General features: G+C 60.4%; 20 protein-coding genes. 13 read left to right on the forward strand and 7 right to left on the reverse strand.

The features are described from left to right. Positions 1-32: 32 nt before the first annotated feature. Entirely contained in the window at positions 33-1,415 is a 1,383-nt protein-coding gene (locus V7787_RS04560) for an aminotransferase-like domain-containing protein (RefSeq protein ID WP_336086141.1), read from the forward strand. A gap of 141 nt (positions 1,416-1,556) precedes the next feature. Here V7787_RS04560 and V7787_RS04565 read toward each other — a convergent pair whose 3' ends face one another. The 5 genes from V7787_RS04565 to V7787_RS04585 all read right to left on the reverse strand — a co-directional run bounded on the left by V7787_RS04565 (position 1,557) and on the right by V7787_RS04585 (position 6,969). After that, entirely contained in the window at positions 1,557-1,922 is a 366-nt protein-coding gene (locus tag V7787_RS04565) for a histone-like nucleoid-structuring protein, MvaT/MvaU family (RefSeq protein ID WP_014591145.1), read from the reverse strand. Between the two features lie 266 nt (positions 1,923-2,188). Beyond that, on the reverse strand, positions 2,189-2,602 hold the full coding sequence (gene arfB / locus V7787_RS04570; RefSeq protein ID WP_010953846.1) for an alternative ribosome rescue aminoacyl-tRNA hydrolase ArfB: 414 nt from the start codon (positions 2,600-2,602) through the stop codon (positions 2,189-2,191). 157 nt (positions 2,603-2,759) lie between these two features. Beyond that, a complete protein-coding gene (locus tag V7787_RS04575) occupies positions 2,760-4,163 on the reverse strand; it encodes an ATP-binding protein (protein ID WP_064490628.1) in 1,404 nt (467 codons plus the stop codon). Then, the gene (locus V7787_RS04580; RefSeq protein ID WP_064490629.1) at positions 4,160-5,974 is read right to left on the reverse strand and encodes a DAHL domain-containing protein; all 1,815 of its coding nucleotides are present in this window, start codon (positions 5,972-5,974) and stop codon (positions 4,160-4,162) included. Before V7787_RS04580 ends, V7787_RS04575 begins: the two co-directional genes overlap by 4 nt. Continuing rightward, a complete protein-coding gene (locus tag V7787_RS04585) occupies positions 5,971-6,969 on the reverse strand; it encodes a cytochrome-c peroxidase (RefSeq protein WP_064490630.1) in 999 nt (332 codons plus the stop codon). The genes V7787_RS04580 and V7787_RS04585 overlap by 4 nt, the downstream gene beginning before the upstream one ends. Positions 6,970-7,167: 198 nt before the next feature. Between V7787_RS04585 and V7787_RS04590 the strand changes: the two genes are divergently transcribed. Both V7787_RS04590 and V7787_RS04595 read left to right on the forward strand, forming a co-directional pair. Continuing rightward, the gene (locus V7787_RS04590; protein WP_198747055.1) at positions 7,168-8,538 is read left to right on the forward strand and encodes an HD domain-containing phosphohydrolase; all 1,371 of its coding nucleotides are present in this window, start codon (positions 7,168-7,170) and stop codon (positions 8,536-8,538) included. A gap of 119 nt (positions 8,539-8,657) precedes the next feature. Then, positions 8,658-9,323, forward strand: coding sequence for an SOS response-associated peptidase (locus tag V7787_RS04595; RefSeq protein WP_064490631.1), 666 nt, complete (start codon positions 8,658-8,660; stop codon positions 9,321-9,323). A 271-nt stretch (positions 9,324-9,594) separates the two neighbouring features. On the opposite strand, the gene V7787_RS04600 is transcribed toward V7787_RS04595, so the two are convergent. Next, positions 9,595-9,852 (reverse strand): hypothetical protein, encoded by a 258-nt coding sequence (locus V7787_RS04600; RefSeq protein ID WP_020189883.1) that lies wholly within the window; start codon positions 9,850-9,852, stop codon positions 9,595-9,597. A gap of 1,253 nt (positions 9,853-11,105) precedes the next feature. On the opposite strand from V7787_RS04600, the gene V7787_RS04610 reads away from it, so the two are divergent. From V7787_RS04610 to V7787_RS04625, 4 genes are all read left to right on the forward strand, one after another. After that, positions 11,106-11,579, forward strand: coding sequence for an OsmC family protein (locus V7787_RS04610; RefSeq protein WP_017147656.1), 474 nt, complete (start codon positions 11,106-11,108; stop codon positions 11,577-11,579). Between the two features lie 175 nt (positions 11,580-11,754). Further along, positions 11,755-12,174 carry a hypothetical protein gene (locus V7787_RS04615; RefSeq protein WP_064490633.1) on the forward strand — a complete coding sequence of 140 codons (420 nt, stop codon included), beginning with the start codon at positions 11,755-11,757 and terminating at the stop codon, positions 12,172-12,174. A 32-nt stretch (positions 12,175-12,206) separates the two neighbouring features. After that, the gene (locus V7787_RS04620; RefSeq protein WP_010953836.1) at positions 12,207-13,793 is read left to right on the forward strand and encodes an ABC-F family ATPase; all 1,587 of its coding nucleotides are present in this window, start codon (positions 12,207-12,209) and stop codon (positions 13,791-13,793) included. A gap of 243 nt (positions 13,794-14,036) precedes the next feature. After that, positions 14,037-15,230 carry an MFS transporter gene (locus tag V7787_RS04625; protein WP_076402995.1) on the forward strand — a complete coding sequence of 398 codons (1,194 nt, stop codon included), beginning with the start codon at positions 14,037-14,039 and terminating at the stop codon, positions 15,228-15,230. On the opposite strand, the gene V7787_RS04630 is transcribed toward V7787_RS04625, so the two are convergent. After that, positions 15,192-16,238 carry an alpha/beta hydrolase family protein gene (locus V7787_RS04630; RefSeq protein WP_064490685.1) on the reverse strand — a complete coding sequence of 349 codons (1,047 nt, stop codon included), beginning with the start codon at positions 16,236-16,238 and terminating at the stop codon, positions 15,192-15,194. The two genes, V7787_RS04625 and V7787_RS04630, sit on opposite strands and share 39 nt — an antisense overlap. 201 nt (positions 16,239-16,439) lie before the next feature. Here V7787_RS04630 and yghU point away from each other — a divergent pair, with 201 nt between their 5' ends. The 6 genes from yghU to V7787_RS04660 all read left to right on the forward strand — a co-directional run bounded on the left by yghU (position 16,440) and on the right by V7787_RS04660 (position 23,408). Then, a complete protein-coding gene (gene yghU, locus V7787_RS04635) occupies positions 16,440-17,282 on the forward strand; it encodes a glutathione-dependent disulfide-bond oxidoreductase (protein WP_121783602.1) in 843 nt (280 codons plus the stop codon). 192 nt (positions 17,283-17,474) lie between these two features. Further along, the gene (locus V7787_RS04640; protein WP_198747063.1) at positions 17,475-19,178 is read left to right on the forward strand and encodes an amidase; all 1,704 of its coding nucleotides are present in this window, start codon (positions 17,475-17,477) and stop codon (positions 19,176-19,178) included. An 82-nt stretch (positions 19,179-19,260) separates the two neighbouring features. Continuing rightward, positions 19,261-19,935 carry a helix-turn-helix transcriptional regulator gene (locus V7787_RS04645; protein ID WP_104887529.1) on the forward strand — a complete coding sequence of 225 codons (675 nt, stop codon included), beginning with the start codon at positions 19,261-19,263 and terminating at the stop codon, positions 19,933-19,935. Continuing rightward, positions 19,932-20,849, forward strand: coding sequence for a pyridoxal-phosphate dependent enzyme (locus V7787_RS04650; RefSeq protein ID WP_198747064.1), 918 nt, complete (start codon positions 19,932-19,934; stop codon positions 20,847-20,849). Before V7787_RS04645 ends, V7787_RS04650 begins: the two co-directional genes overlap by 4 nt. Positions 20,850-21,033: 184 nt before the next feature. Beyond that, positions 21,034-22,131: a carboxynorspermidine decarboxylase gene (gene nspC, locus V7787_RS04655; protein ID WP_003248125.1), complete on the forward strand. Its 1,098-nt coding sequence runs from the start codon at positions 21,034-21,036 to the stop codon at positions 22,129-22,131. Between the two features lie 32 nt (positions 22,132-22,163). Next, complete coding sequence (locus V7787_RS04660) at positions 22,164-23,408, forward strand: saccharopine dehydrogenase family protein (protein WP_003248123.1); 1,245 nt, start codon at positions 22,164-22,166, stop codon at positions 23,406-23,408. The last annotated feature ends 43 nt before the right edge of the window (positions 23,409-23,451 follow it).

Genomic DNA, 23,451 nt, shown 5'->3' on the forward strand with positions numbered 1-23,451 from the left:
ATGCATATGAATCCAGCACAGTTGAGGGTGCGATGAAACGGGACGGAACGCGAATTCGAACTGTCATGGGTGAAATCCAGTCGCGGATAGCCTCTCGAACCTACACACCAGGTGCGAGAATTCCCTCGGTGCGTGCGATGGCTCAGACCATGCAGGTGTCGGTTTCTACGGTGCTTGAGGCCTATGAAAGGTTGATGGCTGAGGGTGTACTCAATTCTCGTCCTGGCTCCGGCTTTTACGTAGCCGGGCCAGTGGCGCCCTTGGTACTCACCGAACTCGGCCCAAGGCTTGATCGTGAAGTGGACCCGCTGTGGATCTCGCGCCAGTCTCTTGACACCGCTAGCGATGCATTGAAACCAGGGTGCGGGTGGCTACCTGCCTCGTGGATGTTCGATGCCGGCTTGCGCAAAGCGCTTCGCACCGTTGCCCGTTCCGACACGTCGAAACTGACGGAGTATGCCTCGCCACTTGGGCATCTGCCGCTCAGGCAATTCTTGTCACGGAAGCTGACAGGCATCGGGATCGAAGCCCCACTTGAACAGATCATGCTCACTGAGTCCGGCACCCACGCCATCGACCTGATCTGCCGTTTTCTGCTGGAGCCGGGGGACACTGTGCTGGTCGACGACCCCTGCTATTTCAATTTTCACGCACTGCTGAAAGCGCACAGGGTGAATATCGTAGGGGTTCCCTACACCGCGACGGGCCCGGACATCGATGCTTTTGGCGCTGCCCTGCTCGCGCATTCTCCCCGGTTGTACATAACCAATTCAGGCATCCACAACCCGACCGGCGCCACCCTGTCTCCGGTCACGGCACACAGGTTGCTGAAGCTGGCCGACACCTCCAGCCTGGTGATCGTAGAGGACGACATCTTCGGGGATTTCGAGAATGCACCAGCGCCACGGCTGTCTGCCTTCGATGGCCTCTCTCGTGTCATCCAGATAGGTAGCTTTTCAAAGACCATCTCTGCTTCGATTAGATGCGGCTACATCGCGGCTCGCAGTGACTGGATCGAGAGCCTGGTCGATCTCAAGATTGCGACCACATTCGGGGGTGGCCGCCTGGCCGCGGACATCATCCATCTGGCGATTACCGATAGCGGGTACCGGAAACACATGGAAAGTGTTCGCCTCAGGCTGGCCGAGGCTATGGACAGAACGGTAGCGAGGCTTCAAGCCATTGGTATCAAGCCCTGGATAACGCCCCAGTCAGGCATGTACGTCTGGTGCCAACTTCCTCAAGGCAAGGATGCAGCAACGCTGGCTCGGGCTTGCTTGAATGAAGGTGTAGTACTGGCGCCCGGAAATGCGTTCAGCCAGTCGATGGCTGCGGGTGACTTCCTCCGTTTCAATGTCGCCCAATCGGCTGATGCCAAAATTTACGAAGTATTGAAACGGACACTGAGCGCTTAGTGGCGAAACTTCCTGTTTAACCACGTCAGCTCATTCCGCCCACCCACGATGAACGCCCTGTTTCGAGGAGGCGACGCTGTCGCTTCCTCGAAAAGGGACAAAGTGTTTCAGCTAGTGCAATGAGGGCGACATCAGCACAAATCAGGACACCCAGGATTCCACTTCTTCTGCCCCGTACTGGGCTTTCCATTCCTTGAGCAGCTTGTGGTTGCCACCCTTGGTCTCGATGACCTCTCCATTATGCGGGTTCTTGTACTGCTTCACTTGCCGAGCACGGCGTGGGGCTTTCTCTGTAGCCGCAGGAGCTGCGGACCGGCGACTGGCCTGAGGATCCAGGATGTTGATGATATCGCGCAGGCTGTAACCGTATTTGCTTAGCAGGTCACGCAGCTTGGTCTCGAACTCGATCTCTTTCTGAAGCTCACCGCTGCTTTTCATGGCTTCCAGTTCGGCCAACTGGGCCGCCAACTTCTGTTCAAGCTGTCTAAACTCTGCCAAACGCGACATGTGCATACTCCTGAATACGTGGATGCTGTTTAGAGAATCCTAACGCAGTTCAAGTTCAAACCAAAATTAAAAATCAGCGGCAAAGATCTACCGTCAGCTCGACGACATTGGGTATATCTCCTTCTTGGCGCTGTATGAAATACCTTGATACTCGGTAAGGCCGCGTTGAAAACAGCCCCGGAATGCTCAATTACAACCCGTAAACTCCGCTTCCTCGGCTGTTTTCGCCTTGCCTGAACTTCGTCTCAACGCTGTTCATACAGACACTAGAACTCCACCTTCCCCCGCCCCGCCTTGACAGTGCTCCGCCTGGCTTTTCCTTCGAGGCGGCGGGTCTTCGAGCCGAGGGTCGGCTTGGTGGGGCGGCGTTTCTTTTCGGTCTTGCCTGCGGTGATGATCAACTCGGCAAGACGCGCCAATGCGTCAACACGGTTTTGCTCCTGAGTGCGGTACTGCTGGCCCTTGATGATCAACACGCCGTCGCCGGTGATGCGACTGTCACGCAGCGCCAGCAGCCGCGCCTTGTAAAACTCGGGCAACGATGAGGCCGGGATGTCGAAGCGCAGGTGTACCGCGCTGGACACTTTGTTGACATTCTGCCCACCCGCGCCTTGCGCGCGGATGTATGTGAGTTCGATTTCGGCATCTGGCAGATGCACGTTATTGGAGATAGTCAGCATGATAGGGCCCTTGTCATTGCCCATTATCACAGACTGCGCCGCTCCCCCATAGCACAATGCAGGGTTCTTTGAATCAGTGCGCAAGCCGACCCAAGCGAGCACTCCCCTCGTCGGGGCCGTGCACTTCATGCCAGCCAGAGCTAGAACGCGTGCGCCATCACAGCGTTGCGCTCTGCTTTACCGGCAGTTGTACACGAAACGTTGTTCCCACTCCGACCTGGCTTGATACGGTTATCTCCCCACCGTGTTTCTTTACAATGCCATAGGAAAGGGACAGGCCTAGCCCTGTACCTTGGCCGACGGGCTTGGTGGTGAAAAAAGGATCGAAGATTTTCTTGATGTTCTCCGGTGCTATCCCCGCGCCTGTGTCTGCAACTTCGATGCACACCCAGGCGCCTTGATGAGCAGTGCCCAATGTGATGGTGCCCCGCTCGGGGCCCATGGCTTGGGCGGCGTTGAGCACCAGGTTCATTATCACTTGGTTGATCTGCGACGGCAGGCATTCGACAGGGGGTAACGGTTGGTACCGTTTTACCAGGTCGGCTTTATGTTTCAGCTCGCTCGCGACGATGTTAAGCGTGGAGTCAATGCCCTGCTGCAAATCGGCTAATTGCCACTGCTGAGCGCTATCAACGCGCGAGAAGTCTTTGAGGTCCTTGACGATATGCGCCACTCGACCGATTCCGTCCTTGGACTCCTTGATGAGGATCGGGATGTCTTCCATGAGGAACTCCAGTTCCGTCTGCTCACGAAGCCTTTGCAAGCGCCCAGTGGTTTCGTTTGCGCCGAGCATCAGTTCGGCCTCGCGATAGGCGTCGAGCATCGCTGCCAGTTGCTGGAAGTACCCTCCCAGAGTGCCCAGGTTGGAGGACACGAAACCGATCGGATTGTTGATCTCGTGCGCTACGCCGGCGGCCATCTGCCCCAACGAGGCGAGCTTCTCCGATTGCACCAGTTGGCTTTCCAGCTGCTTGCGCTCCTCGATCTCCAGCTGCAGCGCCTCGCTGGCCTGGGTCAGTTGCTGGGTACGCCGCTCTACCCGCTGTTCGAGCTGGTGCATTTTCAGCGAGGCTCGTTGGGTCATTTCCCACTTGGTCAGCAAGGTGCTGGCCATTTGCTGGACCTCGATGTTGTCGAACGGTTTTTTCAGGATCAGCAAGCGATCGTGGGCCTGCAGCCGGTCGAGCAACTCATCCCAGGAATAGTCCGAGTAGGCAGTGCAGACAACTACCTGCAACAGCGGGTCCTCTTCCCACAGGTGCTCAATGGTCTGAGCGCCATCCCATCCACCTGGCATTCGCATGTCGACGAAGGCTAACGCGTAGGGCTTGCTGGCCTGCAGCGCACGCTTCAGCAGGCCGAGACCTTCCTCACCGCCATAGGCTGAATCGAGTTCGAATACCGGTCGTTCGTTCTTGACCTGCTCGCCGAACAACAACCCTTCCATCTCGTCCAGCTCAGAGTTCTGCGATCTGGCCGGGGCAAGGATCTTGCGAAAGTCCTCGTGGATAGTCGGCATGTCATCGATCAGCAGGATCCGGCGATTGATCATGTCACTCATGCAGGCTCCGTCACCGCGATCAGCGGGATCCTCAGGGTAAAGACAGCACCCAAGCCAGGGCCGTCGCTGTGTGCGGTCAGGTGACCATTCATCTCGATGGCGGCCAGGGCACAACTGTGCAAGCCGAAGCCATGCCCGTCCTTGCGCGTGGTGAAGCCATGGGCAAAGATCTTCTGCAGGTTTTCAGGGGCAATGCCTTCGCCTTCGTCCAGCACGCTCATTTCCAGGAAGCCCCCCTCAACGATGCGCGTCCTGAGGATCATCGTCCGCGGGTCGCTGCCGGGGCCGGACATGGCGTACTTGGCGTTGCTGATCAGGTTGATCAGAATCAGCAACAGCCGATGCCGGTCGCCCATCACCATAGGCAGATCTGCGAAGTCGCGCACTACCCTCACTTGATGCCGGGTCAACGCGCCTGCGTTCATGCGCAGCGCGTCCTCGACCAGGTCGTTGACCGACAGCGGCTCTGGCACATTTTTAGCGCCGGCATAGGATTGCTGGGTGGCCACCACTTCCTTGATGTGGTCGATGCTCTTGTTCATTCGTTCCAGCTCGATCGCCATCTCCTTCTGTTCATCGGCGATCGCCTCGGTCAGCTGGTTGAGGTAGCCAGGAAGCAACCGGCCTCTGGGATCCTCGTCGAGAAACCGACCGATGTCAGTGGCATGCTCGCGAAACAGTTGCATGGCCTTGCCCAAACCCTGGGTTTTGCTGCTGCGCAACGTTCGAGCGATGAGATCAGAGGATGTGTTCACGCTGTTGAGCACGTTGCCCACGTTATGCAACACATTGGTGGCGATCTCCGCCATACCTGCCTGGCGCGCGGCGTTGAACAGCTCGCTCTGAGCGTTCCGGAGCGCCAGGGTGCGTTCCTCGACCCGCTGTTCCAGGACGTCATTGGCGCTTTGCAATGCGTTGTTGACCCGTCTCACCTCGGCGAAACTGCGCACCAGCAGCCCTGCCAGGCAAATGACCGAGAACATCAGCAAGCCTGATAGCCATAACGTGTAGAGATGGTTTTTACGGTTGATCTTTTCAACCTGCTGTTGATCCCTGTCCAAAAGGCTGGTGATCGTATCCAGGCGCTCGGCAACCGGGATCGCCTCGATCTGCTCGAGCAGGCGGTTGACGACAGGTTGCTCGCGCAGGATCAACGCCACGTGATTGCTCAACAGATTGAGGGGCGTCTGGAATTCTTTGGGCAGGTTCTCCGTGTTAACAGCCAAGTTGCCTAACCCCACCTCTATCTCGGCAGCCCTTTCCACAGAGGTAACCTGCGCGAACTCCAGGGCACTCAGCAAGAGGTCATAGGTGTCAGTGACGAATCCGTGTACCTCCTGCCGATTCGGGGCCAGCATGGTGTTGATCTGGGCCTGAATACCGTCCTCGGCGGTGGGTAGAAATGCCAACGAATTTCGCAGCAAGGCATTATGCGACTTGAATTGCTCCACGAGCCGAGCCTTTTCCCCGAACGCAGAAAGAAAACCGTCATGGGCATCGCGCCACTGGTCTGAGTCATCGCGCCCTTGCTCGGCTTCCCGGCGGTCGAATCGTGCCCACAGCCGCTTCATCTCCTTGAGAGGAATCACAAGTGGATCGTAGTTATGGGAGACGGCTACCCGGGCCTTGAGCACCTCGTTTTCCCATACAGCATCCTGTTGCTTGAGCTGACGAATGAGATCTCGGGATTCGTTGTAGGTCTGGGTCTGCTCTGACCCGGAATTCAGGTACAAGTACAGCAGCATCGACGCCAGTACAAAGACCAACCCACTGAATAGAATCAGGCTTGTACGCCGGGAAATCACCCTCATGGCTGACCCGCCTTTTCAGCAGTAAGGGTTTTGAGGAACAGCGTGATGAGCCTGCGGTCCTCATCGCTTGGGATTCGTCCAAGCTGATACTGGAACATCACGTCGATCGCACGCTCCAGCGTAGGCGCCGAGCCATCGTGAAAATAGGGCGCGGTCATCGCCACATTGCGCAGGCTCGGCACTTTGAACACCCCCCGGTCGGCCTCCTCTGCGGTCACGTTGAAGCGGCCCTGATCCGCCTCGGTGGGGTTGCCGCGGTCAGCGATGTAGTCGCCGAACACGCCAAATTTCTGGAACATGTTGCCCCCAATATTCACCCCTTGGTGGCAGGCGATGCAGCCATAGTCCTTGAAGCGCTGGTAGCCGTATTTTTCGTCCAGGGTGAGCGCCTCGGTATCGCCCTGCAGGTAACGATCGAAGCGTGCGCCGGGGGTAAGTAGCGTCCTTTGGTAATCGGCCAACGCGCTGAGGATGTTGTCCTTTGTCACCGCGTCCAGGTAGGCATCCTTGAACGCCTGGCGGTAACGCACGTCTGCGGCGATGCGCTGCTCGATCACGCGCCAGTCTCCGCCCATCTCGTGAGCGCTGGTGATCACGGCATCCCCCTGCTCCTCGAGTGACTCGACCCGGCCATCCCAGAACTGCCGGAAATTAAGGCTGGCATTGAGTACCGTTGGCGTATTGAGCGTAAGCGGCAGGCCATCTGCACCCATGGAGAACGCCCGGCCATCGACCCCGTACGTGTCCAGACGGTGACAACTGGCGCAGGACAGTGTGCCGTTGCGCGACAACCGCGGATCGTTGAACAACTGGCGGCCCAGCTCGACACGCCCAGGTGCCAGAGCGGGAATCGGAGGCAGTGGCTTGAGCGGCTCGTCCAGCAGCTCGGCCCCGCTGTCCACACTCAGAACGAGTAGCACCCACAGGCTCAGGCAACGTCGCAAGCGCTGCGGGTGAAGAACGGAACGAAAACGACAGGTTGTCTGCGCGAACATCCGGGAGAATCCTTTTCCCTGGGCTTACGGATATACAGAAGGGTGGTGCCATGCCGTCAGGTTAGATGCCTTCCAGACAATTTGCCTGCCACCCGCCACGCCTTGCTCCGACACCTGTCGCGGAAAAATGATCTAGCCTTTGACCTAAGCACTCGTTGAGCTCGAGTGCCTCCATAGATCGACCGCGTGAGGCCTGCCATGGAAGTGCAACCGAACCCGAACCCACCCTATCGGCCGACCGTGTTGCTAGTGGACGACGAGGAGTCGATCCTTAGCAGTCTGCGTCGGCTATTGCGTGGCCAACCCTATGACGTGAAGCTGGCGACCAGCGGCGAACAGGCACTGGCGCAGATGGCCGAGGGCCCGGTAGACCTGGTGATGAGCGATGCGCGCATGCCTGGTATGGACGGCGCCACCTTGTTGGCACAGATCAATCAGCATCACCCATCGACCGTCAGGATCTTGCTGACCGGCTACGCCGACCCGAGCGCAATCATCAAGGCCGTCAATGACGGTCAGATCCACCGTTACATCAGTAAGCCCTGGAACGACGACGAATTGCTACTGACCTTGCGCCAGGCCCTGGAGCACCAGCATTCCGAACGCGAGCGCCAACGCCTGGAGCTGCTGGCACGTCGGCAGAACGCCCAGTTGAGACTGCTCAATAACGACCTGGAGAAACGCGTTGCAGCCCGTACCGCGGAGCTGCAGCAGACCGCTGACATGCTCGATCTGGCCTACGAAGAACTGAAACACAGCTATGTGACCGGGACCGAGGTGTTCTCGATGCTGGCTAATCTGCGGCTGCCTCCAGCCAAGCAGACCAATCGACAGATCATCGAACTGGTGCGTTGCTACTGTAGGGTCCACGCCTTGGACGAGGCGATCAGCCGCGATCTGGCCATGGCTGCGGCGCTGTACAACATAGGCAAATTGAGTTGGCCGGATAGCATGATCGTTGCCCCTTCGGACCAGTTGATGCACAGCGACCGCGACCGCTATCGCGACTACCCACGCCAAAGTGAAGCGCTGCTGATGACCCTCGAGCCCATGAAAGATGCCGCGCGCCTGATCCTGCATCACCAGGAGCACTGGGACGGCAGCGGTTTCCCCGACCGGCTCAAGGGTGAAGCTATCCCGTTCGGCGCTCGCTTGCTCAAGCTGGCCGTGGACTTCGTTGAGCTGCAACGGGGTTTGATTCTTGAACGGCAGATGAACAGTGACGAGGCCTTGCTCTACCTGCGCAAGTACGCCGGCCGGTTGTATGACCCAGCACTCCTTGAGGATTTCGTCCAGGTTTGCGCCTCGTTCCACAGCGATCTCACCCTGGTGGACCCTGAAGTCCAGGTGTGTACCACCCGTGACCTGGCGCCGGGAATGGTGCTTGCGCGCAACCTGAACGCCGACAACGGCATGTTGCTGCTTAACGCCGGCAAGGTTTTGAGCGCCGCGCTGGTGGAAAAGCTGGTGGCCTTTGAATCGATGGAGGGTGGTAAGTACTGCATTTTCGTTCGGGTCCCCTCGAACGAGCCTATAACGCCTGGAAGATCAGACTTGGCGCCGTGCTGAATGGCGGTGGGGCGTTCATTCAGCCCTGCACTGCCAGGACTGCGCGTACGGCACGCCGTCGCCCCTCCACACCGGCAATACACCCAAGCGCTATGCTTGCTCTGGCAGGAGGGCCGCGCATGTGTGGAAGGTTGAGTCAGTACCGAGGCATACACGACTTTGTCGAAACCCTGAGCCTGCCAGAGGCCTGGCGGAACAACGTCGGCGACCAGCCACTTGGCCGGTACAACGTCGCGCCGACCACGCTGGTGGCAGTGCTGCGAATGGATGAAGCAGGCCCGCGGGCGGACCTGGTGAGATGGGGCTGGCGGCCGCATTGGGCGACCGATCGTGCTGCGCCGATTAACGCCAGGGTCGAAAAGGTGGCACACGGCCCCTTCTTCCGGGCGATCTGGCCCCACCGAGGCATAACGCCGATCGACGGCTGGTATGAATGGGTCGATGAAGGCGGACCGAAGAAACAGCCGTACTACATCCGACGCCGGGACGGGCGCCCTTCCCTTTGCGCCAGCATCGGCCAGTTCGCTGGCAGCGAGCATGACGGGTTCGTCATCATTACGGCCGATGCCCGGGGCGGAATGGTAGATGTGCACGACCGCAGGCCAGTGGTTTTGGCCCCAGACCTTGCGCGTGAGTGGATGCAACCCGCGACGCCGGGCGAACAAGCCGAGCAAATGGCGCTCAACCTGGGCGAGCCAGCCGAGGCCTTCGAGTGGTATCGAGTGAGCACAGCCATTGGCAATGTGCGCAACCAAGGCGCCGCGCTGATAGAGCCGCTTCAGTGAAGCGGTAGTAGACCATGCCGGCCCAAGTACCGGCAGCGCAACATCATCGACCACTGATGTGCAGGGTTTCGACTCGGGGACCGGGTCGACTTTGGAACCCGCGCAGCACGACGACTGGTAACACCACCGTCCACAACGGCACTTACGCAAGCGGTTACTGTTGAAATGGCTCGACTCGATGAACAGGGAATACCGTTATCAACAGCTGCACAGATTCGCAGGCGGTCGACCTGCCCGTGGTTGCGGTGGGTCCGATCAGACCTCGGCGAACTCACCTGGCAGCACAAGCTCCGCTTTTCTGACTTTCCACGTACTGTTCAGCCATAACCTTCCCTTCGAGAATGGCTTCTGTCGAAGAGGAGAATGGTCGACTCACACGCAGGGTTCGCGCCGTTGCGCCCGGCTTCCCTACCTCGACCAACATCCCCGTGGGAAATTCGACGCTCGACTCCCACAGCACGTAAATCGATGCCTGGTAACCAAGGTAGGAATGCACGTAAAGGTCATGACTGGTGGACTGAAGGCTCATCACTTTCTCCAACTGGGCGCCTCAATGCGCTTTTGATGGAGATACGACTCAAGCGATCTGACGAGCGTTCCGTTTTCCCTGCATCGTTATCCGTGAAGACGCGAGCCTCTGCGCGGGAGTGGTTCAGGCCCTGGTGCCTTGGGCGCAGGAAACGCCTTGGCGACCCAGTCGTGAGCACGCTCGAGCGCCCAGGCCATCGCCGCGGACAGTTTCTGTCCACGGCAGTCAGGGTGTACCTCTTCGAGCAAGAGCACGCCTTTTTTCCCGTAGATACCCAAGAAAAGTTGAGTGGCGTTTTCAAGTGAGAGTCGGGCTTGGATGTTGATTAAAGTGCCGCAGGGAAGGCGCTCATCGTAGTTGCGGGAATGCAACGCAGAATTGGCCCATTCCCAATAGATTTTGCCGCGATTACGCATGGAACGGACCTAGAACTCATATTCTTGACTGGAGAGACAGAATACACAGCTGTTCCAATGAATCCACTGCTTAAGGTGTGTATTACATTTTTTTATCCAGATGAGAGAACACGGTGAGTCAATACGGAGCCGCCGTGCGGGTCGACAGGCTTCACTTTCTTACACACAGATCCAGGTGGGCGCACGTCCGGGCAAAAGCTGAGGGACGACCGCACCGCAGCGCAGGTCCTTCTGATCTGAGGGCAAATCCGTACTCTTTCTGTGTAACCCCTGTCCCCTTCCCCCTCTATTCACTGCCGCGATATGGGGGCCAAGGGGTCAGCTGCGTGCTCGTTTCACGACGCAGGCAGCCATGAGCGCGGCGCCCGGTATCCAGAGCCCAGGATTTGAAGTGCCTAATCCAACGGCAAGAAGCGCAATTCCGACAGCAAACATAAGCGTTATCCCTCGCTAGAAAAATCCATTTCAACAATCGCCCATTAAAGCACAGGCCGGTCGCAAGAGCGGCCAAGGAATCGTCATGCCCGAAACAATTGAGTTGGACCTCGACGCGATCGAGGCGGCGGCGAAGGCTCCGTTGAGCTGAAGCACCATTTTGCGTGTTGAGGCCCCAAGCTTGAGATAGGGTTTCGATACCCTCAAGCCCAGGACACGACAGAGAGCACGAGAAAATCAGCAATCAGGACTATTCGCAGTTCGGATCATTGCATGTGCTCGGATTGCTCATGCGTCGCTGCAAACACTGGATGCTGGTGGAGAGCCCTCAATCGAGAGCAAGATAACAGCACCCAAGCGATGGGCAAGATTTTCCGGCCATCTTTCGACACAGGAGTGACCATGAAAGAACACCATTACGCTGTCACGGTAAATTGGATAGGTAACACGGGTGAAGGCACTGCCAGTTACACGGCATACCAGAGAGACTTCAACGTGGAGGCTCCAGGCAAGGCACCGATCCTTGGCTCTGCCGACCCCGCCTTTCGCGGGAACCCTGAACGCTGGAACCCTGAAGACATGTTGCTGGCCTCGATCTCGGCCTGCCACAAGCTTTGGTATCTTCATCTGTGCGCAGTCAACAACGTGAACGTCTTGGAATATGTCGACTACCCGGTGGGCCGGATGCTTGAAGGGGATGGCCAGCGCAAGGGCCATTTCAAAGACGCTGAGTTAAGGCCTCAGGTCATTATCAGCAGCCAGTCAAATCTGGATCTTGCAAGACGCCTGCATGACGATGCTCACCACGAATGTTTTATTGCCAACTCAGTCAACTTCCCTATCAGATGCAGTGCTGTTATCAAGCATCAAGACTAGATGTTTTGAATACGACTGCTTCCGTTGTTTAGCAATGGCTTCCAATCGACGCTATCAATAGAGGGGGGAGACACTCTTTCACGAGAGGCCGATAAAGGTCGAAAGCTGATAATCACAACCGACCGCGATCAATCCAAAGCGAAAACCTGACCAGACGAAAACCAAGCATCATCGGGTGGTCCTGTTAAACGAGCGCGCATTGAGCGCCATCAACCAGGCCCAGCGAATGGCTACCCTTCGTCGCATGGCGTCCAAGTCGGCCCACCTGACTAGCCCCTTCGTGTTCCAACCTAGCAAAGGTGGGCTGTGGATCAACGAGCCAAGTGTTACAATCCGCCCCTTCAAATCGGCGCTGAAGGCGCTGAACATCCGTGAACGCCGTCAGTACGACACCCGCCACACCTACGCCACCCTATGCCTGATGCCTGGGATGAACCCCGCGTTCATCGCGAGCCAGCTTGGCCACAGCGTCGAGATGTTGCTCTCTACCTACGCGAAATGGATCAGCTCCTCCTCGGACTGGAGGGAGCTGGAGAAGCTGCCGCCCCGAGTCGAATTGGCCCAAAATTGGCCCAAGACTGACGACAGGGCCTAAATACACCTCTGGAACCCCCGCAGGACAAGCACTTGATTTCTACCGCTAACATCACCATGCAGTTCGGCTCCAAGCCGCTGTTCGAAAACGTTTCCGTCAAATTCAACAACGGCAACCGCTACGGCCTGATCGGCGCCAACGGTTGCGGCAAGTCGACCTTCATGAAAATCCTCGGCGGTGACCTGGAGCCGTCCGCAGGCCAGGTCATGCTCGAGCCGAATACCCGCCTGGGCAAGCTGCGCCAGGACCAGTTCGCCTACGAGGAATTCACCGTGATCGACACGGTGATCATGGGCCACGGCCAGCTGTGGAAAGTCAAGGCCGAGCGTGACCGTATCTACTCGCTGCCGGAAATGACCGAAGAAGACGGCATGGCCGTCGCCGAGCTGGAAACCGAATTCGCCGAAATGGACGGCTACACCGCCGAGTCCCGCGCCGGTGAACTGCTGCTGGGCCTGGGTATTCCGCTGGAGCAGCACTTCGGCCCGATGAGCGAAGTGGCACCGGGCTGGAAGCTGCGTGTCCTGCTGGCCCAGGCGCTGTTCTCGGACCCGGACGTGCTGCTGCTCGACGAACCGACCAACCACCTGGACATCAACACCATCCGCTGGCTGGAAACGATCCTCACGGCGCGTAACAGCACCATGATCATCATTTCCCACGACCGGCACTTCCTCAACAGCGTCTGCACCCACATGGCTGACCTGGATTACGGCGAGCTGCGCCTGTTCCCGGGCAACTATGACGAGTACATGACCGCAGCCACCCAGTCGCGTGAGCAGCTGCTGTCGGACAACGCCAAGAAGAAAGCCCAGATCGCCGAGCTGCAGACCTTCGTCAGCCGCTTCTCGGCCAACGCCTCCAAAGCCAAGCAGGCCACTTCACGTGCCAAGCAGATCGACAAGATCCAGCTGGCCGAGGTCAAGCCGTCCAGCCGCGTCAGCCCGTTCATTCGTTTCGAACAGGCGAAGAAACTGCACCGCCAGGCCGTGGTCGTCGAGAAAATGGCCAAAGCCTTCGACGACAAGGTGCTGTTCAAGAACTTCGACATCACCGTCGAAGCGGGCGAGCGCGTTGCGATCATCGGCCCCAACGGTATTGGCAAGACCACCCTGCTGCGCACCCTGGTCGGCGAGATGACCCCGGATGCGGGCTCGGTGAAGTGGACCGACAGCGCCGAAGTGGGCTACTACGCCCAGGACCACGCCCACGACTTCGAAGACGACATGACCCTGTTCGACTGGATGGGCCAGTGGACCTCTGGTGAGCAGGTGATCCGCGGCACCCTGGGGCGCATGCTGTTCTCCAACGACGAGATCCTCAAGTCGGTGAAGGTGATTTCCGGTGGTGAACAAGGTCGCATGCTGTTCGGCAAGCTGATCCTGCAGAAACCGAACGTGCTGGTGATGGACGAGCCGACCAACCACCTGGACATGGAATCGATCGAAGCGCTGAACCTGGCGCTGGAAAACTACCCGGGCACCCTGCTGTTCGTCAGCCACGACCGCGAGTTCGTGTCGTCGCTGGCCACGCGCATCATCGAGCTGTCGGCCGATGGTGTGGTGGACTTCAGCGGTACCTACGACGACTACCTGCGTAGCCAGGGTGTGCTGGTCTGATTGATGGGACGGCCTGGCCATCTCGGATGGCCGGGCCTCCTCGCGGGCTTGCCCGCTCTCCCAAGGCCCCACAAGCGTCCAATACCTGTGCGGTCCCTGTGGGAGCGGGCAAGCCCGCGAAGAGGCCACCATCCATCCCACCGACCGGCACGGCCCGACGAATAATTCGTTAGCCTGCTGTCTTTTCCTTCGCGCAACGGCCATGATGGGACCACGCCCAACCGCCCGCCCGCGAAAGAGCCCATGACCGCGCAACAACCTGCCCCCGCCAGTAACACGCTGCACATCACCCTGCAGATCCTGTCGATCGTTTTCTATACCTTCATTGCGTTCCTCTGCATCGGCCTGCCGATCGCGGTGCTGCCCAGCTATGTGCACGACCAGCTCGGCTTTGGCGCTGTGATCGCCGGTGTAACCATTGGCCTGCAGTACCTGGCCACGCTGCTGAGCCGCCCTTTTGCAGGCAGGGTGGCGGACACCTTGGGAGGGAAACAGGCCATCCGCTTTGGCCTGCTGGGGATTGCCGGTTGCGGGGTGTTGACGTTGCTGTCAGCCTGGACCCTCACCTTACCGCTGCTGAGCCTGACACTGCTACTCGGTGGCCGTTTGCTGCTGGGCATCGCCCAAGGGCTGATCGGCGTGGCCACCTTGAGCTGGGGTATCAGCCAGGTCGGCCCCGAACACACTGCCAGGGTCATCTCGTGGAACGGCATCGCCTCCTATGGCGCGATCGCCATCGGTGCGCCAGTTGGCGTGCTGGCCGTGGACGGGCTGGACTTCAGCGTGCTGGGGCCGGCTTTGCTGGTGCTGGCAACCCTTGCCCTGCTGGTGCTTCGCAAGCGCCCCGACATGGTCGTGGTGCGCGGCGAGCGCCTGCCCTTCTGGTCGGCGTTCGGCCGGGTTGCCCCGTGTGGCCTGGGTTTGACCCTGGCCTCGATCGGCTACGGCACCTTGACCACCTTCGTCACCTTGTATTACCTCGAGCGCGGTTGGGCCGGCGCGGCCTGGTGCCTGAGTGCGTTTGGCGTGTGCTTCATCATTTCGCGCCTGCTGTTCGTCAACGCGGTCAACCGCTTTGGTGGCTACAACGTGGCGGTCGCCTGCATGGCCACCGAAGTGCTTGGCCTGAGCCTTCTGTGGCTGGCGCCCTCGCCGCCCTGGGCGCTGGTTGGCGCCGGGCTGACCGGTTTCGGGCTGTCGCTGGTTTACCCGGCATTGGGCGTGGAAGCGATCAAGCAAGTCCCCAGCAGCAGCCGCGGCGCAGGGCTGGGCGCCTATGCTGTGTTCTTCGACATGGCCTTGGCCATTGCCGGCCCGGTGATGGGCGCCGTGGCGGTACACCTGGGGTATGCCTCGATCTTCTGCGTGGCTGCCCTGCTCGCCCTAGCCGGGGTCGGCCTAACGTTGTGGCTGGCGCGGCGCGCCCGTCGCAGCTGAACGCTGAGCCGGCGCTGGCGCCCCCAGCGCCTGGCTGAAGAACGCTGCCGTTTCTCGCTGCAGCGAATGATGGATATGCCGGCGGTCGACGCCGTCGGCGTCCTTGCACAGCGCCGGCATTCGCGCGTACTGCTCGGCATCGCAGTGGGCCATGAACACGAAATGCCCGGCACCGGCCAACAGGCGGTAGTCCGGTGTGACCGGCAGTTTGCGGGCCAGGGCCTCGGCATTACGGTCCACTGCCACAAGCTGATCGCTGTCGCCACTGTAGATCAGTGCGGGTACCTGCACCCCGGCCAGCGCATGGCGCCCGAACAACAGGCTCAGCGGCGCCATCAACATGACCGCCCCCACTCGCGGGTCGGTCTCGGGCGCCAGTTCGCTGCGGTCGGCAATCAGGATGCCGTGGGTCTTGCAGGCGTCTGCGTCATGCGGGCGCTCCAGGCAGTACTGACGCAGACGCTCCAGGTCGGGGCGTGCGCCAGACAGGATCAACGCGGTTTCTCCGCCGGCCGAGTAGCCAATCACACCCACCTTGCCGTCATTCAGATAAGGCCCGACCACTGCATCACCGCGCGCTGCGGTGATCGCCGCGCTGACTTGTAGCGGCCGTCCATAAAGATTGCTCAGGGTGCCAAGGCGACTGTGGTCGCGCACGTTGTCCCCCGGGTGCACCACCGCCACCACCACGAACCCTTGGCGCGCCAACGACGTTGCCAGGTAATGCAAGGCCAGTGGGCTGCCCGTATTGCCGTGAGACAACACCAGCAACGGGAATCGGCCCATGGCCACGGGCGCCTCTTCGGCCACGTCGACGGGATACCCGTCTATACGGCTGATACGGGTTTTGCCAACGGCCGGGTAGAACGCCAGGGCTTGCATCGGGCGGCTATCGACCGGGTCGGTCAAGGTCATAAGGTGCAGGCCGGCAACCCACGGCGCGGCCTCGGCGCGGGCCAGCAGGCCGCCGAGCAGGACCAGCGCCAACACGCAGCGTGCAAGGGTCATCGGCCAGCGGTTCCTTGCAAGACGAAGTGATAACCCAGCATAAAACCGGCCGGCGTTGTGCCGGATGAAAACTGGATGAAACCGCCGTCATGCAAGCTGCGCCTGCACCCTGTGCATTTGCGCATTGTGTCGAACCCATGGCATACATGCAGGTCAACGTTTTCACGTGACCGTTTTCGCGCCTTTGAAGGAGATTCATGCATGAGCAAGCCTGCCTACGTGCCACCCAAAGTCTGGCGCAACGACGCAGCCTCCGGCGGCCAGTTCGCCAGCATCAACCGCCCGGTAGCCGGCCCGACTCACGACAAGGACCTGCCGCTGGGCAAGCACCCGCTGCAGCTGTATTCCCTGGCCACGCCCAATGGCGTCAAGGTCACCATTGCCCTTGAAGAGCTGCTTGCCCTGGGCCACGCCGGTGCCGAATACGATGCCTGGCTGATCCGCATCGGCGAGGGTGATCAGTTTTCCAGCGGCTTCGTCCAGGTCAACCCCAACTCGAAGATCCCTGCCCTGCTCGACCGCAGCGTGGAGCCGCCGGTGCGGGTGTTCGAATCAGGCTCGATCCTGCTGTACCTGGCAGAGAAGTTCGGTGCTTTGCTGCCAAAATCGCCGGCTGCGCGCACCGAATGCCTGAACTGGTTGTTCTGGCAGATGGGTGCGGCGCCTTACCTGGGCGGTGGTTTTGGCCACTTCTACGTGTATGCACCGGAAAAGTTCGAGTACGCCATCAACCGCTTCACCATGGAGGCCAAGCGTCAACTGGACGTACTTGATCGCCGCTTGGCCGAAAGCCGTTATCTGGGCGGCGATGAATACAGTATCGCTGATATTGCCGTGTGGCCGTGGTATGGCCAGCTGGTGCGCGGCAACCTGTATGACGCCGCGCAGTTCCTGGCGGTTGACGAGTACCCGAACGTACAGCGCTGGGCCGAGGACATCGCCCAGCGCCCTGCTGTGCAGCGCGGTACACGCGTGAACCGTACCTGGGGAGATGAACACAGCCAGGTGCCGGAGCGCCATAGCGCCGCAGACCTGGAAGGTTGACGCAAACCGTGTGGGAGCGGCCCTTTGGTGACTGAAAGGCCGCCCCCCACAATGGGCCGGGCAAAACCTGTGAATGCCCCCGACAATGCCCCCCTGCATAAAACCATTTGCCCCTGCGCAAACCTGCGTCGGCCAAGCCCTTCTTGTACACTCCTCGCATTAGCCCCCACCTGCACATTTTTTGGTGAACGCATGATCGAGGTAACCGAGGTTTCCATTGCCGAGCTGCGCGACGCGCTCGAGTCGGGCCGCACGACAGCGGTCGAGCTGGTCAAGGCCTACCTGGCGCGCATGGACGCCTACGATGGCGCCGACACAGCCACAGCCCTTAACGCCGTAGTGGTGCGCAACCCGGAGGCGCTGAAAGAAGCCGAGGCCTCCGACGCCCGCCGCGCCAAGGGCCAGGTGCTTAGCCCGCTGGACGGCATCCCCTACACCGCCAAGGACAGCTACCTGGTCAAAGGCTTGACTGCCGCCTCCGGCAGCCCTGCCTTCAAGGACCTGGTCGCCCAGCGCGACGCCTTCACCATCGAGCGCCTGCGCGCCGCCGGTGCCGTGTGCCTGGGCAAGACCAACATGCCGCCCATGGCTAACGGTGGCATGCAGCGCGGCGTCTATGGCCGCGCCGAAAGCCCGTACAACGCCAACTACCTGACCGCGCCCTTCGCCTCAGGCTCGTCCAACGGTGCCGGTACCGCCACCGCCGCCAGCTTCAGCGCCTTTGGCCTGGCCGAAGAAACCTGGTCCAGCGGCCGTGGCCCGGCGTCCAACAACGGCCTGTGCGCCTACACCCCGTCGCGCGGGGTGATTTCGGTGCGTGGCAACTGGCCGCTGACGCCGACCATGGACGTGGTGGTGCCCTATGCCCGCACCATGGCCGACCTCCTTGAAATCCTCGACGTGGTGGTAGCCGATGACGCCGACAAGCGCGGCGACCTGTGGCGCCTGCAGCCATGGGTGCCGATCCCCGCTGCCTCGACGGTACGTCCGGCGTCGTACCTTGAACTGGCGGTAGATGCCAGCGCGCTCAAGGGCAAGCGCTTTGGCGTACCCCGCATGTATATAAATGCCGATCCCGAAGCAGGCACCTCCGAGAAGCCAGGCATCGGCGGGCCGACCGGCCAACGCATCAACACCCGCGCCACGGTGATCGACCTGTGGCAACAAGCACGCCAGGCCCTGGAAGCAGCGGGTGCCGAAGTACTGGAAGTGGACTTCCCGCTGGTGTCCAACTGCGAAGGCGACCGCCCAGGTGCGCCGACCGTGTACAACCGCGGCATCGTCAGCAAGGCATTCCTGCATGACGAACTGTGGGAACTGTCGGGCTGGGCCTTTGACGACTTCCTGCGCGCCAACGATGACCCCAAGCTTAACCGCCTGGCCGATGTCGACGGGCTGAAGATCTTCCCCCACGACCCGGGCACCTTGCCTAACCGTGAAGATGACCTGGCTGCCGGCATGGACGAGTACGTCAACATGGCCAAGCGTGGCCTGAAGACCTGGGACCAGATCGAGACCCTGCCCGACGGCCTGCGCGGCCTGGAGCAGACCCGCAAGCTGGACCTGGAAGACTGGATGGACAAGCTGGGCCTGGACGCGGTGCTGTTCCCCACCGTAGCCGACGTTGGCCCGGCCGATGCCGATATCAACCCGGTATCGGCGGACATCGCCTGGAGCAACGGTATCTGGGTAGCCAACGGCAACCTGGCAATCCGTCACCTGGGCGTGCCGACCGTGACCGTGCCGATGGGCGTGATGGCCGATATCGGTATGCCGGTGGGGCTGACCTTTGCCGGGAAGGCCTATAGCGACAACGCGCTGCTGAGTTTTGCTGCCGCCTTTGAGTCGACTGGCTCGCGCCGGATGATTCCGCCGCGCACGCCGGCGCTCGGCTGAGTCTTACAGGGCCCCTAAAAGCAGATCGCGAATTTCAACCATATGTGTAAAAATACACAAACAGTTGATTTTGCGATCTGCCATGCCTATCACCCCCAGCGAAGAACGCCAACTCACCCTCACCGTGCTCAAGGCCGCCATCCAGGCCCTGGGCAGCGTTGCCGCGCGCAACATGGAAATACTCCTGCACGACCTTGACCACCCCGAACACTCGGTGGTGGCGATCGTCAACGGTCATCTGTCCGGCCGCAGCGTAGGCAGCCCGATCCTCGCCGCACCGGAGCAGGACCAGGGCTTCAAGGCACTGATGCAGGCCTCGGCCGACCAGCACGGCCGTGAGCCGGTGGTGCTGCCCGATTACCCCACTACGCTCAAAGGCCGCACGCTACGAAGTGCCACGGCTATCTTCCGTGACAGCAGCGGCCACCCGTTCGCCAGCCTGTGCGTCAACACCGACGTCACCGGCCTGGATGCTGCCATGAACTTTCTCCAGCAGTTGCAGCCACTGGGGGCCATACCTGCGGTCAACGAACCTGCCGACATGGAGCTGCTGATGAGCGAGATCATCCAGGCCGCCCTGCAGCGCAGCGGCCAGGGGCGGATGAACAAACAGGCCAAGGTCGAGGCCGTGCGCGTCATGCAGGAGCGCGGCCTGTTCATCGTCAAGGGCGGCGTCGAGAAGGCTGCCAGCGCCCTCGGCGTGACGCGCTACACCATTTACAACTACCTCGAGCAACTACGCGGAGCCAGCCAATGACCTTGCACATTCATACCCCCCTGATCGAGTCGCGCCCGCTGTCGTTGGCGGCCGGTCGTAATATCTGGCTCAAGCTCGACGCCCTGCAACCCTGCGGTTCGTTCAAACTGCGCGGTGTAGGCCACGCCTGCGAGGTACACCACGCGCGTGGCGCCCGGCACTTTGTGTCCTCGTCAGGTGGCAATGCCGGTTTGGCAGTCGCCTACGCCGGACGCAAGCTGGGGGTGCCGGTGACCGTGGTGGTACCCGAAACCACCACCGAACGGGCCAAGCAGCTGCTGCACCTGGAAGACGCCAAGGTGGTGGTGCACGGCAGTTCCTGGCAAGAGGCCAACGCCCTGGCACAGACACTGGTAGGCCCGAACGATGCCTTCATCCACCCGTTCGACGACCCACTGCTGTGGGCCGGGCATGCCAGCCTGGTGGATGAAGTGGCCGAAGCCGGCCTTAAGCCGGACGCGGTGGTGTTGTCAGTCGGCGGTGGCGGCTTGCTCAGTGGCGTGGTGGAGGGGCTCAAGCGCAATGGCTGGGGCGATGTGCCGGTGCTGGCAGTAGAAACCGAGGGCGCGGCGTCGCTGCATGCGGCCATGCAGGCCGGGCATTCGGTGGAGCTGGAGCGCATCGCCTCGGTGGCGACGTCGCTGGGGGCCAAGCGTGTGGCTGATCAGGCGCTGATATGCGTGCAGCAGCATCCGGTGCACAGCCATCTGGTCAGCGATCGCGCAGCGCTGGAGGCCTGTGAGCGGTTCTTGCTGGACCACCGTGTGCTGGTCGAGCCCGCGTGCGGGGCGGCGTTGGCAGTGGCCTATGATGCCAAGGCACTGGGCGCCTTGCGCAATGTCCTGGTGGTGGTCTGTGGCGGCGCTACCGCAACACTGGAGCAGATCAAGGCCTGGCTGCAGCAGGCAGACTGAAGCTGCCATCTGTCGGGGGTGATTACGACAGTCACATCCACCTGATCTACTAGGCTCGCCGCAACCGAAAAGCCCACGCAATGGCGTCAACCCTGACGAAATGCGTATCCCGCCCTTTCGGTCTGCGGCAAGTGAAGGCACAATGCGTGTCCTTTTTTTGGCCGGCCTGGCCGGGGGCCTTTAAATGATCAAGACGCCGTATTACCTCATCGATAAAACCAAGCTGCTCAGCAACATGGAGAAGATCGCCTACGTGCGCGAACACTCCGGTGCCAAGGCGCTGCTCGCCCTCAAGTGCTTCGCCACTTGGTCGGTGTTCGACCTGATGCAGCAGTACATGGACGGAACCACCTCGTCCTCCCTGTTCGAGCTCAAGCTCGGCCGCCAGAAGTTCGCCGGCGAAACCCATGCCTATAGCGTGGCCTGGGCCGACGACGAGGTCGAGGAGATGCTTGAGAACTGCGACAAGATCATCTTCAACTCGATCGGCCAGCTGCAACGCTTTGCCGAACAGTCCGAAGGCAAGGTGCGTGGTCTGCGCGTCAACCCGCAGGTCAGCAGCTCCGACTACCTGCTGGCCGACCCGGCCCGCCCGTTCAGCCGCCTGGGCGAATGGGACCCGGCGAAGATCGAACAGGTGATCGAACAGATCTCCGGCTTCATGTTCCACAACAACTGCGAGAACGGTGACTTCGGCCTGTTCGACAAGATGCTCACGCACATCGAAGAGCGATTCGGCCACCTGCTGCACAAGGTCGAGTGGGTCAGCCTGGGTGGTGGCATTCACTTCACCGGTGAAGACTATGCAGTAGACGCCTTCTGCGCGCGCCTGAAGGCGTTCTCGGAAAAATACGGCGTGCAGGTTTACCTGGAGCCGGGCGAAGCCGCCATCACCAACAGCGCCTCGCTGGAAGTGACCGTGCTCGATACCCTGTACAACGGCAAGCACCTGGCCGTGGTCGACAGCTCGATCGAAGCGCACCTGCTCGACCTGCTGATCTACCGCCTCAACGCCAAGATGGCCCCCAATGACGGCGAGCATACCTACATGGTCTGCGGCAAGTCATGCCTGGCCGGTGACATCTTCGGCGAGTACCAATTCGACCGTCCGCTGGCCATTGGCGATCGCCTGTCGTTCATCGACACGGCGGGCTACACCATGGTCAAGAAAAACTGGTTCAACGGGCTGAAGATGCCTTCCATCGTGGTCAAGCAGCTCGACGGCAGCGTCGAAGTCGTCCGCGAGTTCGGTTTCGAAGACTACGTTTCCAGCCTGTCGTAAGACCGGCTTTCAAGTAAGGAGCAAAGGGTAAATTGAAGAAGAACGTTCTTATCATTGGTGCAGGAGGTGTCGCCAAGGTGGTGGCCCACAAGTGCGCGCAGCATAACGACGAACTGGGTCGTATCGCCATCGCGTCACGGAACATCTCCAAATGCCAGGCCATCATCGACAGCGTCAAGGCCAAGGGTAGCCTCAAGGTACCCGCCGACATCCAGGCCTTCTCGCTCAATGCCCTCGATGTCGAGGCAACCAAGGCGCTGATCCGCGAAACCGAATCGCAGATCGTGATCAATGTGGGTTCCGCCTTCCTCAACATGTCGGTGCTGCGTGCTTGCATCGATACGGGTGTCGCCTATCTGGACACCGCCATCCACGAAGAGCCGGGCAAGATCTGCGAGACCCCACCGTGGTACGGCAACTACGAGTGGAAACACCTCGAAGAGTGCCAGGCAAAGAACATTACCGCCATTCTCGGCGTCGGTTTCGACCCGGGTGTGGTGAACAGCTACGCCAAGCTGGCGCAGCAGCAGTATTTCGACAGCATTGATTCGATCGATATTCTCGACGTCAATGCCGGTTCGCATGGCAAGTACTTTGCCACCAACTTCGACCCGGAAATCAACTTCCGCGAGTTCACCGGACAAGTGTGGAGCTGGCAGAACAGCCAGTGGACCAGCAACACCATGTTCGAGGTCAAGCGTACCGACGACCTGCCAGTGGTAGGCTCGCAAAACCTGTACCTGACCGGCCACGATGAAGTTCACTCGATTTCGAAGAACCTCAACGTCCCGAACGTGCGCTTCTGGATGAGCTTCGGCGAGCACTACATCAACGTGTTCACTGTTCTGAAAAACCTGGGCCTGCTCAGCGAGCAACCGGTGAAAACCGCCGAAGGCCTGGAAGTGGTACCGCTGAAAGTGGTCAAGGCCGTACTGCCAGACCCGGCCTCGCTGGCCCCTGGCTACACCGGCAAGACCTGCATCGGCGACCTGGTCAAAGGCACCAAGGATGGCCAGCCGCGCGAAGTGTTCATCTACAACGTGGCCGACCACGAAGAAGCCTATGCCGAGACCGACAGCCAGGGCATTTCCTACACCGCCGGTGTACCGCCAGTGGCCGCTGCCCTGCTGGTCGCTCGTGGCGAGTGGGATGCCAAGCGCATGGTCAACGTCGAGGAGCTGCCAGCCGAGCCGTTCCTCAAGGCGCTGGACGTGATGGGCCTGCCGACCCGCGTCAAAGATGAAAAAGGCGATCGTCCTTGGGACGCTGAAGCCTAAGCGACAAACAGAAGGGGTGCCATGCAGCACCCCTTCTGCTTTC

Source organism: Pseudomonas sp. CGJS7 (assembly GCF_036961695.1).

What these genes read in the sequence shown, in the direction of transcription:
- V7787_RS04560 (WP_336086141.1), top strand. Translation starts at nt 33, where the DNA reads ATGAAACGGGACGGAACGCGAATTCGAACTGTCATGGGTGAAATCCAG.
- V7787_RS04590 (WP_198747055.1), top strand. Translation starts at nt 7,168, where the DNA reads ATGGAAGTGCAACCGAACCCGAACCCACCCTATCGGCCGACCGTGTTG.
- V7787_RS04580 (WP_064490629.1), bottom strand. Translation starts at nt 5,974, where the DNA reads ATGAGGGTGATTTCCCGGCGTACAAGCCTGATTCTATTCAGTGGGTTG.
- V7787_RS04645 (WP_104887529.1), top strand. Translation starts at nt 19,261, where the DNA reads ATGCCTATCACCCCCAGCGAAGAACGCCAACTCACCCTCACCGTGCTC.
- V7787_RS04565 (WP_014591145.1), bottom strand. Translation starts at nt 1,922, where the DNA reads ATGTCGCGTTTGGCAGAGTTTAGACAGCTTGAACAGAAGTTGGCGGCC.
- V7787_RS04625 (WP_076402995.1), top strand. Translation starts at nt 14,037, where the DNA reads ATGACCGCGCAACAACCTGCCCCCGCCAGTAACACGCTGCACATCACC.
- V7787_RS04630 (WP_064490685.1), bottom strand. Translation starts at nt 16,238, where the DNA reads ATGACCCTTGCACGCTGCGTGTTGGCGCTGGTCCTGCTCGGCGGCCTG.
- V7787_RS04600 (WP_020189883.1), bottom strand. Translation starts at nt 9,852, where the DNA reads ATGAGCCTTCAGTCCACCAGTCATGACCTTTACGTGCATTCCTACCTT.
- V7787_RS04650 (WP_198747064.1), top strand. Translation starts at nt 19,932, where the DNA reads ATGACCTTGCACATTCATACCCCCCTGATCGAGTCGCGCCCGCTGTCG.
- yghU (WP_121783602.1), top strand. Translation starts at nt 16,440, where the DNA reads ATGAGCAAGCCTGCCTACGTGCCACCCAAAGTCTGGCGCAACGACGCA.
- V7787_RS04585 (WP_064490630.1), bottom strand. Translation starts at nt 6,969, where the DNA reads ATGTTCGCGCAGACAACCTGTCGTTTTCGTTCCGTTCTTCACCCGCAG.
- V7787_RS04640 (WP_198747063.1), top strand. Translation starts at nt 17,475, where the DNA reads ATGATCGAGGTAACCGAGGTTTCCATTGCCGAGCTGCGCGACGCGCTC.
- nspC (WP_003248125.1), top strand. Translation starts at nt 21,034, where the DNA reads ATGATCAAGACGCCGTATTACCTCATCGATAAAACCAAGCTGCTCAGC.
- V7787_RS04610 (WP_017147656.1), top strand. Translation starts at nt 11,106, where the DNA reads ATGAAAGAACACCATTACGCTGTCACGGTAAATTGGATAGGTAACACG.
- arfB (WP_010953846.1), bottom strand. Translation starts at nt 2,602, where the DNA reads ATGCTGACTATCTCCAATAACGTGCATCTGCCAGATGCCGAAATCGAA.
- V7787_RS04575 (WP_064490628.1), bottom strand. Translation starts at nt 4,163, where the DNA reads ATGAGTGACATGATCAATCGCCGGATCCTGCTGATCGATGACATGCCG.
- V7787_RS04595 (WP_064490631.1), top strand. Translation starts at nt 8,658, where the DNA reads ATGTGTGGAAGGTTGAGTCAGTACCGAGGCATACACGACTTTGTCGAA.